Origin of the sequence: Solirubrobacter deserti (assembly GCF_027587175.1) — a bacterium.
Lineage (GTDB): Bacteria > Actinomycetota > Thermoleophilia > Solirubrobacterales > Solirubrobacteraceae > Solirubrobacter > Solirubrobacter deserti.
In genome coordinates this window covers 1-15942 of the sequence record NZ_JAPCID010000012.1, presented here as the reverse complement: position 1 = coordinate 15942, position 15942 = coordinate 1, and the positions used below count along the sequence as shown (strand labels likewise).

The 15942-nt window shown below is 71.6% G+C and carries 12 protein-coding genes and 1 pseudogene; 1 reads left to right on the top strand and 12 read right to left on the bottom strand.

Translation table 11 applies throughout. From position 1 onward, the window contains the following. Positions 1 to 68 precede the first annotated feature (68 nt). Both OJ962_RS10075 and OJ962_RS10070 read right to left on the bottom strand, forming a co-directional pair. Entirely contained in the window at positions 69 to 2225 is a 2157-nt protein-coding gene (locus OJ962_RS10075) for a DEAD/DEAH box helicase (RefSeq protein WP_202952747.1), read from the bottom strand. Between the two features lie 13 nt (positions 2226 to 2238). Further along, on the bottom strand, positions 2239 to 2817 hold the full coding sequence (locus OJ962_RS10070; RefSeq protein ID WP_202952746.1) for a J domain-containing protein: 579 nt from the start codon (positions 2815 to 2817) through the stop codon (positions 2239 to 2241). 28 nt (positions 2818 to 2845) lie between these two features. Between OJ962_RS10070 and OJ962_RS10065 the strand changes: the two genes are divergently transcribed. Next, positions 2846 to 3415 carry a metallophosphoesterase family protein gene (locus OJ962_RS10065; protein WP_202952745.1) on the top strand — a complete coding sequence of 190 codons (570 nt, stop codon included), beginning with the start codon at positions 2846 to 2848 and terminating at the stop codon, positions 3413 to 3415. Here OJ962_RS10065 and OJ962_RS10060 read toward each other — a convergent pair. From OJ962_RS10060 to OJ962_RS10020, 10 genes and pseudogenes are all read right to left on the bottom strand, one after another. After that, positions 3412 to 5229: a methyl-accepting chemotaxis protein gene (locus OJ962_RS10060; RefSeq protein WP_202952744.1), complete on the bottom strand. Its 1818-nt coding sequence runs from the start codon at positions 5227 to 5229 to the stop codon at positions 3412 to 3414. The genes OJ962_RS10065 and OJ962_RS10060 overlap by 4 nt on opposite strands. 44 nt (positions 5230 to 5273) lie before the next feature. Then, positions 5274 to 7052: a potassium/proton antiporter gene (locus OJ962_RS10055; protein WP_202952743.1), complete on the bottom strand. Its 1779-nt coding sequence runs from the start codon at positions 7050 to 7052 to the stop codon at positions 5274 to 5276. Positions 7053 to 7064: 12 nt separating this feature from the next. After that, positions 7065 to 7727, bottom strand: coding sequence for an SOS response-associated peptidase (locus OJ962_RS10050; protein WP_202952742.1), 663 nt, complete (start codon positions 7725 to 7727; stop codon positions 7065 to 7067). Between the two features lie 3 nt (positions 7728 to 7730). Continuing rightward, positions 7731 to 9359, bottom strand: a complete 1629-nt coding sequence (locus OJ962_RS10045; protein WP_202952741.1) for an AMP-binding protein — start codon at positions 9357 to 9359, stop codon at positions 7731 to 7733. Between the two features lie 33 nt (positions 9360 to 9392). Beyond that, positions 9393 to 9971 (bottom strand): LppP/LprE family lipoprotein, encoded by a 579-nt coding sequence (locus OJ962_RS10040; RefSeq protein ID WP_270006318.1) that lies wholly within the window; start codon positions 9969 to 9971, stop codon positions 9393 to 9395. 156 nt (positions 9972 to 10127) lie between these two features. After that, positions 10128 to 11960 (bottom strand): family 16 glycoside hydrolase, encoded by a 1833-nt coding sequence (locus OJ962_RS10035; RefSeq protein WP_407697507.1) that lies wholly within the window; start codon positions 11958 to 11960, stop codon positions 10128 to 10130. A 75-nt stretch (positions 11961 to 12035) separates the two neighbouring features. Further along, positions 12036 to 12740 (bottom strand): annotated as a pseudogene (locus tag OJ962_RS34375) (ThuA domain-containing protein); the annotation flags it as partial. A gap of 66 nt (positions 12741 to 12806) precedes the next feature. Further along, complete coding sequence (locus OJ962_RS10030) at positions 12807 to 14072, bottom strand: Nramp family divalent metal transporter (protein WP_270006317.1); 1266 nt, start codon at positions 14070 to 14072, stop codon at positions 12807 to 12809. Positions 14073 to 14079: 7 nt separating this feature from the next. Further along, positions 14080 to 14814 carry a metal ABC transporter permease gene (locus OJ962_RS10025; RefSeq protein ID WP_202952738.1) on the bottom strand — a complete coding sequence of 245 codons (735 nt, stop codon included), beginning with the start codon at positions 14812 to 14814 and terminating at the stop codon, positions 14080 to 14082. Between the two features lie 337 nt (positions 14815 to 15151). Beyond that, positions 15152 to 15942, bottom strand: a 791-nt coding sequence (locus OJ962_RS10020; protein WP_322101332.1) for a metal ABC transporter ATP-binding protein, incomplete at its 5' end; no start/stop codon positions are given.

The following is a 15942-nucleotide window of genomic DNA, read 5'->3' as shown; positions in this document are numbered from 1 at the left end:
CGATTCGGTTAATTAGCCAAACGGTTAAATAGCACGGACGCGGCAGCGCCGTCAACCCGCAGCGCGTTCTAGGCGACGGCGCGCAACCGCCGCAGCGGCTTGCCGCGCAGCGCCCGGACGACGGACTGCAGCACGGCCTCGGACTCGTCCGCCCGGCCGTCGGTGACGGCGCCGACGATCCCGCGCTTGCGCGCGAGCACCTCGGACATCTGCTCGTCGATCGTCTCGGCGGCGAGCAGGTACCACGCCGTGACGGCGTCGCGCTGGCCGATGCGGTGCGTGCGGTCCTCGGCCTGGTCGTGCATGGCCGGCGACCACTCGAGATCCAGGAACGCGACGTTGGACGCGCGGGTGAGCGTGATGCCCTGCCCGGCGACGCGCGTCGAGCACACGATCAGCTGCGGCCCGTCGGGCTCCTGGAACGCCCGCACGGCGGCTTCGCGCTGCTCGGCGCTGTCCTGGCCGATCACGTGCAGCGCGTCCGGGAAGCGCGCGATCACGCGCTCCTGCAGCTCGCGGTGGGAGGCGAAGACGACGAGGGGCTCCTCGGACTCGAGGAAGTCGTCGATCCACGCCAGCGCCGCCCCGAGCTTCCCCCGGCCGGCGAGCTGGCGCAGCGTGTTGAGCTGCGCGAGGCGCTCGGCGCGCAGCGTCGCCTGGACCTTCGCCTCCAGCTCGCCGAGCTCGATCGGCTGCTCCTGCAGCCACGCGATCACGTCGCGCTCGGCCAGCCGGTACTCCTTCTCGTTCTCGAGCGCGACCGGCACCACCACCTGGCGCTTCTCGGGCAGCTGCGGGAGCACGTCCTTCTTGAGGCGGCGCACGAAGCATGTGCGGCGCAGGTGCCAGTGGATGCGCTCCTCGGCGCCCGCGCCCTGGAAGCGCCGCTTGAAGCGCGCGCCGGACCCGAACTCCTCCAGCCGGCCGAGGATCCGCAGCTGCGCGATCAGCTCGTCGGGGTGGTTCATCACCGGCGTGCCGGTCAGGCACAGCCGCAGCGCGTTCTCCGGCAACCCCTCCGCGAGCTTGCGCACCGCGCGGGTGCGCTTGGCGGCCGGGTTCTTGACGTAGTGGGACTCGTCGAGGATCAGCGCCTTCGGGCGGCTGATGTGCAGGCGCTCGCGGTGCGCGTGCACGATCTCGTAGTTGAGCACCGTGATCTCGGCCCTGGGGATCGTCTTGCCCGTGCCCGAGACGACGTGCACCGTGCGATGCGGCAGCCAGTGCGCGGCCTCGCGCTGCCAGTTGAGCTTCAGCGAGGCCGGGCAGATGATCACGGCCGGGTACGCGTCGTCCTCCTCGAGCGTCGCCAGCGCCTCGACCGTCTTGCCCAGGCCCTGCTCGTCGGCGATGAACAGCCGCCGCGACTGCAGCGCGTAGCGCACGCCCGCGCGCTGGAACGGCCGCAGCTCGCCGCCCAGGCGGGGTTCGCAGTCGAGCGCGTCGGCTTCCGCGGCGCGTGAGCGACGGACGTCGTCGATGGCGGCGTCGTGCTCTTTGCGCAGCCGGTCGAGCGCCTCGCGCGCGTTGGCGCCGACGTCGATGCTGTAGACGCGGATGAAGTGCTCCAGCGGCTCCAGCAGGTACGGGTCGATCGGCAGCGTGCGGCCGTGCGCCTCGGCCGCGGGCAGCTCGTTGAACGCGCCGACCGTGTCCGGGTCCCAGTTGACCTCCAGCTTGAACCGCGACTCGCCGTAGCTCTCGACCAGCATCAGGGTCGCGGGCGCCGGGTCGAGCCCGACCTGCAGGTTCGACGCGCAGCGCAGCGCCCGCTGGTCCAGCCGCGCGCCCGGCAGCTCGAGCAGCGCCTCCGCGACCGCCTGCGTGAACGGCAGCCAGCGCCGGTCGCCGCGGGCGTCGGCGGCCGCCTCCAGCTCCTCGGTCAGGTCGCCCGCGATCCCGTCCAGGACGAACCAGCCCTTGCCGTCGCGGCGCGCGGTCGTGACGCGCCCGACCCAGCCCTTGACGGCGCGCGCCAGCCACTCGCTGACGGCCGGTTGGACCTCCAGCTCGGGGAAGCGCTCCAGCACGCCCTGCACGTACGGCGCGGTCGCCTCCGCCTGCGGCGCCCACCACTCCTTCGCCTGCCAGTCGAAGCGCCGTCCCGGGATCGACCGCACCGCGTCGACGATGTCCGCCCGGTACGGAAACGAGAACACGACGCCGTCCTGACCCTGCGGGTTCTGGCGGAGCTCGACGTTGTGCACGGGATCGGCGAGACGCACCCGTCCACGGTACCTAGGCGAGCACGTGGCGTTCGATCGTCGCCGCAGTATGCGGGCGAAGATCGTGGAACACGTGACGGCGGCCGGCGAGCGTGCGGATGGTCAGCCGTGCGCGCTTGCGGCGGACCTGGTGGGAGATCTGGGCGACGTTGCGGAACGTCAGGCTGTGCACGCGCGCGACGGGCGCGTCGTCGAGCAGCCACAGCAGCCGCCGGTCGGTGACGGCGAGGATCGCGCGCGGGGACGCCCAGGTGGAGGTCGGCGTGACGAGCCGGACGTCCTCGTCGGGCACCAGGTGCGTGAGCAGCTCACGGCCGAGCGCGGCGCGCAGCGCGGGGGCGAGCCAGTGCCCGGGGCGCTTGGGCGAGGCGGATGTGGCGCGGGTGCGCGCCATCTCTTCCGCCAGCCCCGACAGCGTCTGCTGCTCGGCCGCGCGCCACAGGTCGTACGCGGCGTTGATCTCGGCCATCCGCTGCGCCCCCTCGGCGCCCGCCGTGTCGGGGTGGTAGCGCTTGGCCTGCTCGCGGTATGCAGCGACCACCTCGGCTTCCGCGGAGCCGGGGCGCACGCCGAGCACCTCGTAGGGGTCCATCCGCCCATTGTGAGCTACCGTCGAGAGCATGCGGGTCCTGGCACTGGCCGATCGCCCGTTCCACGCCGACGTCGCCAAGCTCGCGGCCAACTACGACGTGGACGCGATCGTCACCCTCGGCGACCTCCAGCCCAGCTGGCTCGAGTCGCTGGACAAGTGCTGCCAGCCCAAGCTCGGCGTGTACGGCAACCACGACGACGAGCCGTACATGACCTACTTCGGGATCGACAACCTGCACCTCAACCAGCTCGATCTCGGCGCGCTCACGTTCGCCGGCTTCGAGGGCTGCGTCTCCTACAAGCGCAGCGGGCACGGCCGCGTCGGCCCGTCCTACACCCAGAAGCAGGCCAAGAAGCTCGTCCGCAAGCTCCCCGCCGCCGACGTGCTGTGCTGCCATTGCCCCCCGCGCGGTGTCAACGACGACCCCGACGATCCCGCCCACATCGGCTACGAGGGCCTGCGCGCCTGGGTGGACAAGTACCACCCGAAGTACCTGCTCCACGGCCACGTCCACCCCCACCCGGGCGAGATCCTCACCCGGATCGGCGACACCCGCGTCGTCTACGTCAACGGCGCGAAGGTCCTGGACCTCACCTAGGCCGTCAGGCGGAAGCCGCGCACGATCTCGTCGAGCTCCTGCGCCGTGCCCGCCAGGGTCGCGGCCGACGCCGCGATCTCCTGCGCGCTGGCGCTGGTCTGCTGCGTAGAGGCGCTGACCTGCTCCGCGGACGCCGAGGACTCCTCGGCCACGGCGGCGACTTCGGTGATGTCGGCCTCGGCGCGCTCGGCCTCGGAGGAGATGCGGCCGACGGCCGAGGCGATCTCGGCCACCTTGCTGCGCATGTCGTCCACGTCGGCGTCGATGCGCGCGAACGCGTCCCGGGCGGTCTCCACGGTCGACACGCCGTCGCGCGTGCGCTCCGCGCTGTCGCTGACCACGGCCACGACCTCGCCCGTCCGCGCCTGGATCTCGCCGATCAGGGTCGAGATCTCGCCCGCCGCGGACTGCGACTCCTCGGCGAGCTTGCGGACCTCCTCGGCCACAACGGCGAAGCCCTTGCCCTGCTCGCCGGCGCGGGCGGCCTCGATCGCGGCGTTGAGCGCGAGCAGGTTCGTCTGCTCGGCCAGGCCGGTGATCGTCGTGACGATGCCGCCGATGCGCTCGGAGCGGTCGGCGAGGTCCTCGATCGCGGTGGCGACCTGCTGGGAGGAATCCGCGACACGCTGGATGGCGTCCGTGGCGCGCGTGGCGGCGTCGACGCCCTCGCGGGCGGTCCGACCGGCGGCCTCGGCGGCCATGGCGGTGGCGTCGGCGGCGACCGTGGTCTCCGCGGCGGCTTCCGCGGCCTGCTGGACGGCGGCGCGCGTGGACTCGACCATCCGCACCTGACGCTCGGAGCCGTGTGCGACCTCGGTGACGGCGGAGGCGATCTCGCCCACGGCGCGGCCGGCTTCCTCGGAGGTGGCGGCCATCTCCTGGGACGCGGCCGAGACGGTGCCCGCGCCGGCCGCCATGCGGCCGACGGCGTTGCGGAGCGTGCCGATCATGCGCGCGAAGGCCGTGCCCAGCGCGTCGCGCTCGGACGCGGGGGTGACGTCGGCGCTGAGGTCGCCGTCGGCGATCCGGTCGGCGGCGCCCGCCATCGAACGCAGGTACTCGAGCATGCGCCCGAACGCGGTGGCCATGGCGCCGATCTCGTCCCGGGAGCGGACGTCGATGTGCTGATCGACGTCGCCGCGGGCGATGCCCTCGGCGGCGTTGAGCATCTGCGTGACGCCGCGCACGATGCCGCGCGCGACCAGCAGCGCCACGCCGAGGCCCAGCGCAAACGCGGCCACGAGCAGCGTGAGCGTGACGATCCGGCCCGTCCGGCCCGTGGCGTTGATCTGCGCGTTGAGCTCCTTGGCCACGGCGTCGTTGACGGTCACCAGCCCGGCGAGCTCCTTGTCGACCTCGGCGTACAGGGGCGCGGCCTGGTCGAGGTAGAGCGCGGACGCCTCGGCGTCGCGCTCGGCCCGGCCGAGCGCTTCGAGTTGCGGGAGGACCTTCTGATAGGCGTCCCAGCGGCTGTGGAACCGCTCGAGCCCTTCCTTCTCCGCTTCGACGAGGAACGTCGCCTCATAGGCCTTGACGAGGGCGTCGATGCCGGCGACGTCCGCGGCGGCGGTGCGCGCCAGCTCGTCGTCGTCGGCGGTCGTGCCGAACGAGCGCAGCACCTGGCTGTCGATGTCGCCGAGCAGCGCGCGTGCCTGCGCGATGTCGCGGATCGGCACGACCCGGTCGGCGTACATCGACCCGCCCTTCTCACCGACGGAGGACAGGTTGATGATCGACACGACGCCGACCACGGTCATGAGGGCGAGCAGCAGACCGGCGAGGCCGAGCAGCTTCGCACGGAGCGACAGCTTCATGCCATGTCTATTCGACAGATCCTGACGAAGATTCAGCGGACGTGTCAGCGAGCGAGCGCGCCGACCACTTCCTGCCACCACGCGCGCTCCGCGGGCGACTTGGCGTTGGCCAGCCGGCGGCGCGCGAACGCCTGCAGCTCGCCGGACGGGCCGATCGCGAGCAGCGGCCCGGAAACGCCGTAGCGCCCGTCCTCGAGCGCGACCAGCGCGCCCGGCTCATCCCGGCGCGTGCGCAGCTGCTCGACGACGGGCTGGCCGGCGAGCGTCTTCGGGCGCTGCGGGTCGCCGTCGGCCTCCGCCCACGGGCGGATCGTCGTGACCGACGGACGCGAGCGCGGCTGCCGGCGCGGGCGCTCGGGCGGGCCGACCGGGCCGGTGCGCCAGCGGCGCATCAGGTCGCGGAAGTCCATCGCGACCTCCTGGCGGACCAGCACGTGCAGCTGGTCGCCTTCTTGGATCGCGGTCGAGCCGCGGGGCGGGATCGCGCGGTCGCCGCGCACGATCACGTTCAGCAGCGCCTCGCGCGGGAGGCCCAGATCGCGCACCAGACGGCCCTCGATGGCGTCACCGTGACGCACCGGGAACTGCATCGTCTCCGCGCCCAGGCGGTTGAGGATCACCGGCTCGACCAGCGGCACGGGCAGCGCCGCCTCGTCGGAGGTCACGCCCAGCCAGCGCGCGACGGGCTCGATCGTCAACCCCTGCAGGACGGTCGAGAGCAGCACGACGAAGAACGCGACCTTGAAGATCGTCTCGCCGTGCGGGAGGCCCTCGGTCACGGGGAAGGTGGCGAACACGATCGGGGTCGCGCCGCGCAGGCCCGCCCAGCCGAGGATCAACCGCTCCGGCAGCGTGAACCCGTAGGCCACGAGCAGCGCGGCGAGCGGCCGCGCGATCACCGCGGTCACGATGGCGATCGCCGCGCCCTCCGGGATGAACTCGATCAGCTCGGCCGGGTTCACGAGCAGGCCGAGCAGCAGGAACAACGCGAGCTGCGCGACCCACGCAAGCCCTTCGTGGAACGTGATGACCGTGCGCCGGGCGGGCGAGGACGCCGAGCCGATCACGAGGCCGGCCAGGAAGACCGCGAGGAACCCCGTGCCGTGCGCGGTCTGCGCGCCGCCGTAGGCGATCGCCGCGAACGCGATGGACGCGACGGGGTACAGGCCGGCGGACGGCAGCGTCACCTGGCGCAGGACGATCACCCCGAGCGCGCCGACCGCGAGCCCGACCGCCGCGCCGATCGCCAGCTCGCTCGCGGCCAGCCACAGCGCGTCGACGAGCCCGAAGTCCGCGTGGTTGATGGCCTCGATGCCGCCGATCACGAGCAGGATCGCGATCGGGTCGTTGACGCCGGACTCACCCTCCAGCGTCCGCGCGAGCCTGCGTCGCAGCGTGGATCCGCGCAGGACCGCGAACACGGCCGCGGCGTCGGTCGCCGCGACGGTCGAGCCGAGCACGAACGCCTCCAGCCCGGTGAGCTCGTCGAACAGCCACAGCGCCGCGACCGCGGTGAGCCCGGCGGTGAGCAGCGTCCCGAGCGTCGCCAGCATGATCGAGGGGCCGACGACGGGCTTGATCTCCGCCCAGCCCGAGGACAGGCCGCCCTCGTACAGGATCAGCGCGAGCGCGAGCACGGCGGCCGACTGCGCGACCTCGTAGTCCTGGAAGTCGATCAGCGTCAGGCCGTCGGTGCCGATGACCATGCCCAGCACGAGCACCAGCACCAGGCCGGGCAGGCGCAACCGGCCCGCGAGCAGCGAGGCGGCGATACCCGCGGCGAGCAGCGAGCCCACCGCCAGAGCGAGGAAACCGACGTCCACCCGCGGACCTTTTCAGAACAGCGTGTCCGACGGGGGCGCCACCGGCTCGTCCGGCGGCGTCAGCAGCTCCGGGCCTTCTACTCCCGCCCTATTGACGGCCGGATTGGCGGGTGCTACGGACACGCGCTCACTCGGGAACGGGATCAGCAGCCCTTCGGCCTCGGGGATCTCGACGCTGTCCGACAGCCACATCGCCTCGGCCTCGGGCCCGTCGAGGATCACCGGCATCCGGTCGTGCACGGGCGCACAGATCTCGTTCGCCTCGGTGGTGAGGATCGCGACGCCCGTGCCGTCGTAGACGCCGGCGAACGCGAACAGCGACCCTTCGTCGACCGTGTAGCGGAACGGCAGGCGCGGCTGGCCCTTCTTCTCCGCCTTGAGCCACTCGTACCAGCCGTCGGCGAGCACGAGGCAGCGGCCGCCGTCCATCAGCCGCTTGAAGCGGGAGGCGGCGGTCTCCGAGCGCACGTTGATCGGCGCGTAGTTCTGGTTGCGGAACGGCCGCAGGCCCCACGCGACCGCGCTGGCCTGGCCCGGCTGCAGAACGGCCGCGACCGTCTCGGTCGGGCACACGTTGAAGCGCCCGAGCGTCTCCTCGGACGGCGGGTCGATCAGGCTGAAGCGCTGCGCGATCTCAGGACCGTCGACGGTCGAGAGCGTGTATCGGCCGCACACGCGCTACGCCGTCTCCACTTCCGCGAGCCCCAGCGACTCGATCGCCGCCTCGCGCAGCTTGTACTTCTGGATCTTGCCGGTCACGGTCATCGGGAACTCATCCACCACCTGAACATAACGCGGCACCTTGTAGTGGGCGATCTTGCCCTGGCAGAACTCGGCCACCGCTTCGCGGTCGAGCGCAGCGCCGCCGCGGAGGCGCACGTAGGCCATCAGCTCCTCGCCGTAGCGCGGGTCCGGCACCCCGATGACCTGGACGTCCGCGATGTCCGGATGCCCCATCAGGAACTCCTCGATCTCGCGCGGGTAGACGTTCTCGCCGCCGCGGATGACCATGTCCTTGATGCGCCCGACGATCTTGATGTAGCCCTCGTCGTCCATCTGCGCCAGGTCGCCCGTGTGCATCCAGCGCGCCCGGTCGATCGCGTCGGCGGTCTTCTCCGGCTCATCCCAGTAGCCCAGCATCACGGAGTAGGCGCGCGTGCACAGCTCGCCCGGCTCACCGCGCGCGACCACGGCCCCGCTCTCCGGCGAGACGATCTTGACCTCGACGTGCGGATGGACGCGGCCCACGGTCGCGACACGCTTCTCCAGCGGGTCGTCGGCGCCGGTCTGCGTGGACACCGGCGAGGTCTCGGTCATGCCGTAGCAGATGGTCACCTCCTCCATGTGCATCTGCTCGACACAGCGCTTCATCGTCTCGATCGGGCAGGGCGAGCCGGCCATGATCCCGGTGCGCAGGCTGGTGAGGTCGTACTCGCCGAACTCCGGGTGCTCGAGCTCGGCGATGAACATCGTCGGGACGCCGTACAGCGACGTGCAGCGCTCGTCCTGGACGGCCTGAAGCGTCGCGATCGGGTCGAACGCCGGCGCCGGGATGACCATGCACGCGCCGTGCGAGGTGCACGCGAGGTTGCCCATCACCATGCCGAAGCAGTGGTAGTAGGGCACCGGGATGCAGACCCGGTCCTGTTCGGTGTAGCGGCAGCCCTCGCCGACGAAGAAGCCGTTGTTGAGGATGTTGTGGTGGCTGAGCGTCGCGCCCTTCGGGAAGCCGGTCGTGCCGCTCGTGTATTGGATGTTGATCGGGTCGTCGAACTGGGTCGCGGCCTGCCGCTGCCGCAGCTCGTCCGCGCTCACCCGCTCGGCGCGCGCGATGAACTCCTCCCAGTCGCGCCCGATGAACACGACCTGCTCGAGCTTCTGGCAGTCCGCGCGGACGTCGTCGACCATCTTCACGTAGTCGCTGGTCTTGAACGACGTCGCCGCGACCAGCATCCGCACGCCGGACTGGTTGAGCACGTACGCCAGCTCGGACGTCCGGTAGGCCGGGTTGATGTTGACCAGGATGATCCCGGCCTTGGCGGTCGCGTACTGGACGAGCGCCCACTCGGCGCAGTTCGGGCTCCAGATGCCGACGCGGTCGCCCGCCTCGATCCCTGCCGCGATGAGCGCCCGTGCGCAGCGGTCGACGGTCTCGCCGAACTGCGCGTACGTGTACCGCAGATCCTGGTGGACGGAGACGAGCGCCTCGCGGTCGCCGAAGCGCGCGATCGTGCGGTCGAGGTTGTCGCCGATCGTGTCGCCCAGCAGCGGCGTGGTCGACGTTCCGGATGCGTACGACAGCTCCATCACGGCCCTCCTCGGTCTCTCCGTAGGGAGAGACTAACCGGAGGAGCGCTGGAAGCGTTCGTCCGCGGAGGGGACGACGTCCAGCGCGGTGAGCGCCGTGCCGTCGAGGCGGAAGCGCACGCGCTTGGTGCCGGTGGGCTCGCCCGCGCGGTCGCCGTCCTTGTAGACGCCGTAACGCAGCGTGACCGTCGCCTTGCCCTGCTTGGCGACCTCGAGCTCGGTGCTGCGGAAGTCCGAGTCCTTGCCGACGAAGCCGTCCTTGGTGAAGAAGTACGCGCGGTAGCCGCCGGTCGAGTCGCCGACCGGGCGGCCGATCAGCACGCGCAGCCGCGCACGCGGGTCGTAGTCGGCCTCGCGCACGGTCGTGTCGCCCTGCATGCGCACGTCGTCGACGGCGTCCGCACGGGCCTGCTTCTCGCGCGCCGTCAGCGGCTTGGCCTTCTTGGACTTCTTCTTGGAGGACTGCTTCGGCGTCGCGGTGGGCGTGGCCGCCGTCTCGGACGCGACCACCGCCGCGCCGTCGTCGGGCCGCACGAGGTTGAAGACCGCGACGCCGACGCCGAACAGCGCCACCGTCGCCAGCACGCCCGCGACCCGTTGCGTCCACACCACCCACGGGCTCTTGGGCGGCAGCCTCCGCCGGTTCCGCTCCCTCCGCGCCTTCGAGTCCATCCGCGCGGCATGGTCCACGAAACGGAGCGCGCCGTCAATGGGTGGGAGAACCTATGCGCTCCCCGGCGAGGTTCGCCGGGGAGCGCGACGGTCCGCCTACGGGGTGCCGGCCGACAGCGTGAACGTGACCGTCTCGGAGTAGGTGCCCTCCAGGATCCGGTCCGTGCGCTTGATCAGCTGCTTGAACGCGACGGCGACGTCCTCGTTGGCCACCGGGCCGGTCCAGGACGTCTTGGCCGGCTCGACGCGCAGCGGCTCGGGCAGCTCGAACTCCGCGTTGGACATGCGCCCGGAGGTCACGCTGAGCTTCGCCGTGCCCTGCAGCGTGGAGAGCACCTTCAGCGTGGCGTTCACCGAGTACTCCTTCTCCACGCCCGGCACGAACGTGCCGAGATCCACGGGGCCGCCGACGAACGACAGCCCCAGCGCCCGCGGCACCACGCTGGCGACGACGTCGGTGTCGACCGAGGTGCTGTCCCCGGGCTCGGGCGTCGGGGTCGGCGTCGGGGTCGGGAGCCCCCCGCCCTTGACCTGCACGCTGCGGTAGCTGACGTCCGCGCCCGCACCGTCGTTCTGGATGCCGAAGAAGCCGGCGCTCGGGTCACGCTCCGGGTGCGGAGAGGTGTAGCGGTTGACCTCCACCCCGTTGATCCGGACGACGATCAGCTGATCGGTGACCTCGACCTCCATCACGTTCCACTGGCCGTGCGGCTTGAGCGCGAGCGCGAGCTGGCCCGCATTGGCGGCCTGGAAGGAGTAGATCGAGGCGGTGCGGCGCGTCGGGTCGCCGTCGGTCGGGTCGATCTGGATCTCGTAGCCCTGGCTGACCGGCTTCCACGGGTCGTCCATCGGGTCCGGGAAGCCGATGAACACGCCCGAGTTGTCGTCGTCGCCGTAGATGCGCCACTCGGCACGGATCGTGTACGGGGCGACGAGCTGCTGCTTGGAGTACCACAGCAGGCCCATGCCGCCCCAGGCGTCGATCACGCAGTCACCCGTACGCGGCTGGAAGCCGCCCGGGCCGGCCATCGTCCAGTCCTTCAGGCTCTGGATCGTCCCGTCGTAGAGCGCCTGGAAGCCGGGCTCGGGGGTGACCGGCGAGCACGTCGGTGCGGCTGCGACCTGCACGTCGACCGTGCTGAAGTCGGACGTGTTGCCCGCCTTGTCGGTCGCGCGGAACCGGACCTGTCCAGTCTGCGCGACCTCGATCGGCCCGGTGTAGGTCTGCCAGGCACCGTCGCCGTGCGACCACTCGATCTTCTCCACGCCCGAGTCGAAGTCGGTCGCGCTGACCGTGACCTTGGCGCGGTTCAGGTACGCGCCGGCCGCGGTCGGGATGCCGTCGACGGAGGAGGTGACGCTGGGCGGCGTCGTGTCCGGGCCGCCCGTCCCGCCGCCGGTGATGCGGAAGAAGTCGAAGCTCGCGTCGGTGCGCTGGTTGCCGTCGTTGGTGACGGCGGTCAGGCCGATGCGCGGGGAGGTGAACGACGACGAGGTCGCCGTGCGCCCGATCTGCTGCCAGGTGCTGCCGTCACGCGAGGCGGCCGCCGTGATGGTGCCGTTCTGATGCGTGAAGCGGACGTAGAACGTGGTCGGCCAGTCCGACGGGATGTTCAGGCGGTCCTGGCTGGCGTCGTAGCGCGGCGAGCCGTTGATCTCCTGGACGATCTCCATGAACTTCTCGCTCGAGCTGCGGGCGAGCAGCACGGCCTTGATGTAGTTGTCGTCGTTCTGGTAGAGGATCAGGCCCGCCTGCTGGCTGCCGGCCTGCGCGTTGATGGTGACCTTGGTGGTCGCCTCCCAGGCGCCGCTCGGGGCCTTCTGGAGGATCAGGTTCGGCGCGTCGCCGCCCCCGCCGTAGAGGTCGCCCGGCGCGGTCGGGACCTTCAGGACGCCGCCGGAGACGGTGTGCTGGTTGGTCGAGCGCACGATCGACCACTGGCAGCCGAGGGCTGTGCCCTCGAACTCGTCCGAGGTCGCGGTGCACGGCTCGGGCTCGGGCACCGAGCAGTCGCCGCTCACGTAGCCCGCGGCCCAGCGGATGCCGCCGGCGAGGTGCTGGCGGAAGTTGGCCTCCGAGTAGGACTCCTGCGTGTGCCCGCCGCCGGTGTACCAGGAGCGGCCGCCTTCGAAGCTGCGGCACCACGCGATCGGGTGGTCGGCGCCCATCGCGCCGTTGCCGGCGTTGTAGGACGTCTCGTCGAGCTTGGCCAGGACGTGGACCTTGCTGGACGGCGACTCGCGGTAGTTGTACCACTCGTCGTAGCGCGTCCAGGCGGCGGGCAGGTGGCTCGTCGAGGGGTGCGCGCGGTCGATCACGTCGACCTTCGCGTCCTGGTTGTTCGGGTGGCTGTTGAAGTACGCGCCGACCAGCTCGCCGTACCAGGGCCACGAGTACTCGGTGTCGGCCGCGGCGTGGACGCCGACGTAGCCGCCGCCCGCGCGGATGTAGCTCTCGAACGCCGCCTGCTGGGCGTCGTTGAGCACGTCACCGGTGGTCGACAGCCAGACGACCGCGTCGTACTGGTCGAGGTTCGCGGTGGTGAACTTCGTCGCGTCCTCGGTCGCGTCGACCGCGAAGTTGTTGGCCTGGCCGATGGCCTGGATCGCGGCGATCCCCTGCGGGATGGAGTCGTGCCGGAAGCCCGCGGTCTTCGAGAACACGAGCACCTTTTGCGCGTGCGCCGCCTCGGCACCCGCGAACACCATTACGAACAACAGACACGCAAATCGCAGCGTCCAACGCAACTTCCCTCTCCCCTTTTGAACGACTGACTAGCCGAAGAAGGTTTGATACACGAGGAAAGCGTTGAGCGCAACGATCAATGTTGCGACAAGTCCGGCGATGGCGGTCGTCTGCCGGCGGTTGACGAGCGCGCCCATGATGTCGCGACGGCGGGTCAACAGGACCATGGGGATCAGCGCGAACGGGATGCCGAACGACAGCACGACCTGAGAGATCACGAGCGTCGTCGACGGGTCCACGCCGATCGCGAGCACGATCAGGCTCGGCGCCATCGTGATCGCGCGGCGCAGGAAGAGGTTGATGCGGCGGTTGATGAAGCCCTGCATCACGACCTGGCCGGCGAAGGTGCCGACGCTGGAGCTGCTCAGGCCGGAGGCGAGCAGCGCGACGGCGAACGCGAGCGCCGCGCCACCGCCGAGCAGCGTGTCGAAGCCGGCGTGCGCGTCCTCGATCGACTCGACCGTGGTGTTGCCGCTGTCGTGGAACAGCTGCGCGGCGACGACCAGCATCGTCAGGTTGATGATCCCGGCCAGGCCGAGCGCGACGATCACGTCGAGGCGCTGGAACTTCAGGAGCTCCCGGCGCTCCTCGGTGGTCTTCGGCGCGATCCGGTTGGACGTGAGCGCCGAGTGCAGGTACACGACGTGCGGCATCACGGTCGCGCCGAGGATGCCGACGGCGAGCAGCACGGAGTCCGTGCCGTCGAAGCTCGGGATGAGCCCTTGGGCGAAGTCGCCGGGGTCCACGCCGACCTGGCTCAGGTCGTACATGAAGCCGAAGAACACGATCATCAGAAAGCCCGCGATCGCGAGCTCGAACCGGCGGTAGCCGCGCGACTGCAGCTCGAGGATCGCGAACGCGACGACCGCGGTCATCAGCCCCGCGGCGAACGGCGGCACGCCGAACAGCAGGTTGAGCGCGATCGCCGCGCCGACGAACTCGGCGAGGTCGGTGGCGATCGCGATCGCCTCGGCCTGCAGCCACAGCCCGAAGGTCACGGGCCTGCGGAAGTGCTCGCGGCACAGCTCCGGCAGGCTCCTCCCCGTCGCGATGCCCGTCTTGGCGGAGAGGTACTGCACGAGCATCGCCATCAGGTTCGCCCCGACGATCACCCAGACGAGCAGGTAGCCGAACTGCGCGCCGCCGGAGATGTTCGTGGCGAAGTTGCCCGGATCGATGTACGCGACGGCCGCGACGAACGCCGGTCCGAACAGGGCCAGGACGCCCTTCACGCGCCCGCGCCGGCGCGCGGTCTGCAGCGGCGTCAGCGGCGCGGCGGGCGAGGCGGTCTGCACAGTCCGATTATGGTGTGGCTAACTTCGGCTTCAATAGCGCCACACCCGAGAGTGCTGTGGCGCACAGAGCGATGCTCGCCCCGGCCGCCAGCTCGAGTTGGTAGCTGATGACGAGTCCGGCTACCCCGGACACCACCGCGAGTACCGCCGCCAGCGTGAGGATGCTCGGCAGCCGCTGCGCGAGGTTGAGCGCGGCCGCCGCGGGCGCGAGGATCAGCGCGACCAGCAGCAGGTTCCCGAGGCCCTGGACGGCGGCGACGGTCGTCACGCCGAGGATCGCGAGCAGCGCCAGGTCCGCGCGGCCGCCGCGCTGCTCGAAGCCGGCGACCGCCAGGCTGCGATAGGCGAGCGCGAGCGCGACCAAGACGCCCACGGTGAGCGCGACCGCCACGAGCAGGTCGCCGGTGGTGACGCCCAGCAGGTCCCCGAACAGCAGCTCTCCGAGCCGCGGCGGCGTCTCCGGCGAGAGCGCGAGGATGCCACCGAGCCCGAACAGCCCGCTCACCACGACGGCCACGCCGACGTCCCCGCGGACGGCCGCGATCAGGATCGCGGCGACGAGCACCCCGGCCGCCGCCCCGAAGATCAGCGGCAACCCCGCGAGCGCGGCGATCACGAGGCCCGGCAGCATCGCGTGGCTGAGCGACTCCGCCGCGTACGAGCGCCGCAGCAGCAGGATCCAGACGCCGAGCGGCCCGCACGCGAGCCCGAGCACGATCGTCTCCACGAAGGCGCGCTGCATGATGCCGGACGAGAACATCAGCAGTTGGAGTCCCGGCGGATCGGACCGGCCCCGTGGTGGGCCGTGATGAGGCCGGCCCGGTGGTGGGCCGCGGTGAGGCCGGCCCCGTGGTGGGCCGCGGTGAGGCCGGCCCCGTGGTGGGCCGCGGCCGCGCGACCCCCCTCGCGCGAAACCGGGCTTCGCCCGAGGAGGGGGATGTTTCGCGCGGAGGGGGGTCGCGCGTCCGCGGCCTGGAGCCGCCACGCTGACGGGGGCGCCATCGCCGTGGCACCCCGCGCCCGTCGTGGTCGTACTCGGACCGCGCCCGCCCCGCCTGCGCCGATCTCGCGGGCCCCCATCAGTGGTGGTGATGGTGCGAGACGGTGACGGCCTGGCCGGAGCCGTCGAGGATCACGAGCTCGTCGCCGTAGGTGCGCGCCAGGACCTCGGTGCTCAGGCATGTGTCGGGCGAGCCGAACGCGACCTGGCCGGCGTGCAGGCACAGCACGCGGCTCCACGCGCGCGCCTGCGCGACGTCGTGCGTGGCGACCAGCAGCGTGCGGCCCTCGGCCTGGAGCTCGGCGAAGACGCGCTCGATCTGGACGGCGCTCGGCCGGTCGACGCCCGACAGCGGCTCGTCGAGCAGCAGCACGCGCGCGTCCTGCACGAGCGCACGGGCGATCAGGACGCGCTGGCGCTGGCCGCCCGAGAGCGTCCCGAACCGCGCGTGCACGCGGTCGCCGAGCCCGACGCGCTCCAGCGCGGCCTCCGCGGCAGCACGATCGGCCTTGGAGACGCGCTTGAACCACGGCGTCCGGCCGTACGCGCCCATCAGCGCGACGTCGTGCGCGCTGACGGGGAAGTCGAGCCGCGCCCGCTCGGTCTGCGGCACGTACGCGGGCCGCCCGTCGAGGTGCACTTCGCCCGACCGGAACGGCAGCTCGCCCAGCAGCGCGCGGAACAACGTCGTCTTGCCGCCGCCGTTGGGGCCGAGCACCGCGACGATCTCGCCGGGCGCGACGGAGAACTCCGCGCCGCCGAGCACGTCCGTGCCGCGCACGTACCCGCCGCGCAAGTCGCGCACGGAGACGGCCGCGCCGTCGCGCGCCGCGAGCTGCCCGCCGGCCGCGGCGACCTCGCCGCCCGCCG

Bases quoted from the DNA above. Each gene is read 5' to 3' on its own strand.
- OJ962_RS10060 (WP_202952744.1), bottom strand. From the start codon at position 5,229: ATGAAGCTGTCGCTCCGTGCGAAGCTGCTCGGCCTCGCCGGTCTGCTG.
- OJ962_RS10070 (WP_202952746.1), bottom strand. From the start codon at position 2,817: ATGGACCCCTACGAGGTGCTCGGCGTGCGCCCCGGCTCCGCGGAAGCC.
- OJ962_RS10045 (WP_202952741.1), bottom strand. From the start codon at position 9,359: ATGGAGCTGTCGTACGCATCCGGAACGTCGACCACGCCGCTGCTGGGC.
- OJ962_RS10065 (WP_202952745.1), top strand. From the start codon at position 2,846: ATGCGGGTCCTGGCACTGGCCGATCGCCCGTTCCACGCCGACGTCGCC.
- OJ962_RS10025 (WP_202952738.1), bottom strand. From the start codon at position 14,814: ATGCAGCGCGCCTTCGTGGAGACGATCGTGCTCGGGCTCGCGTGCGGG.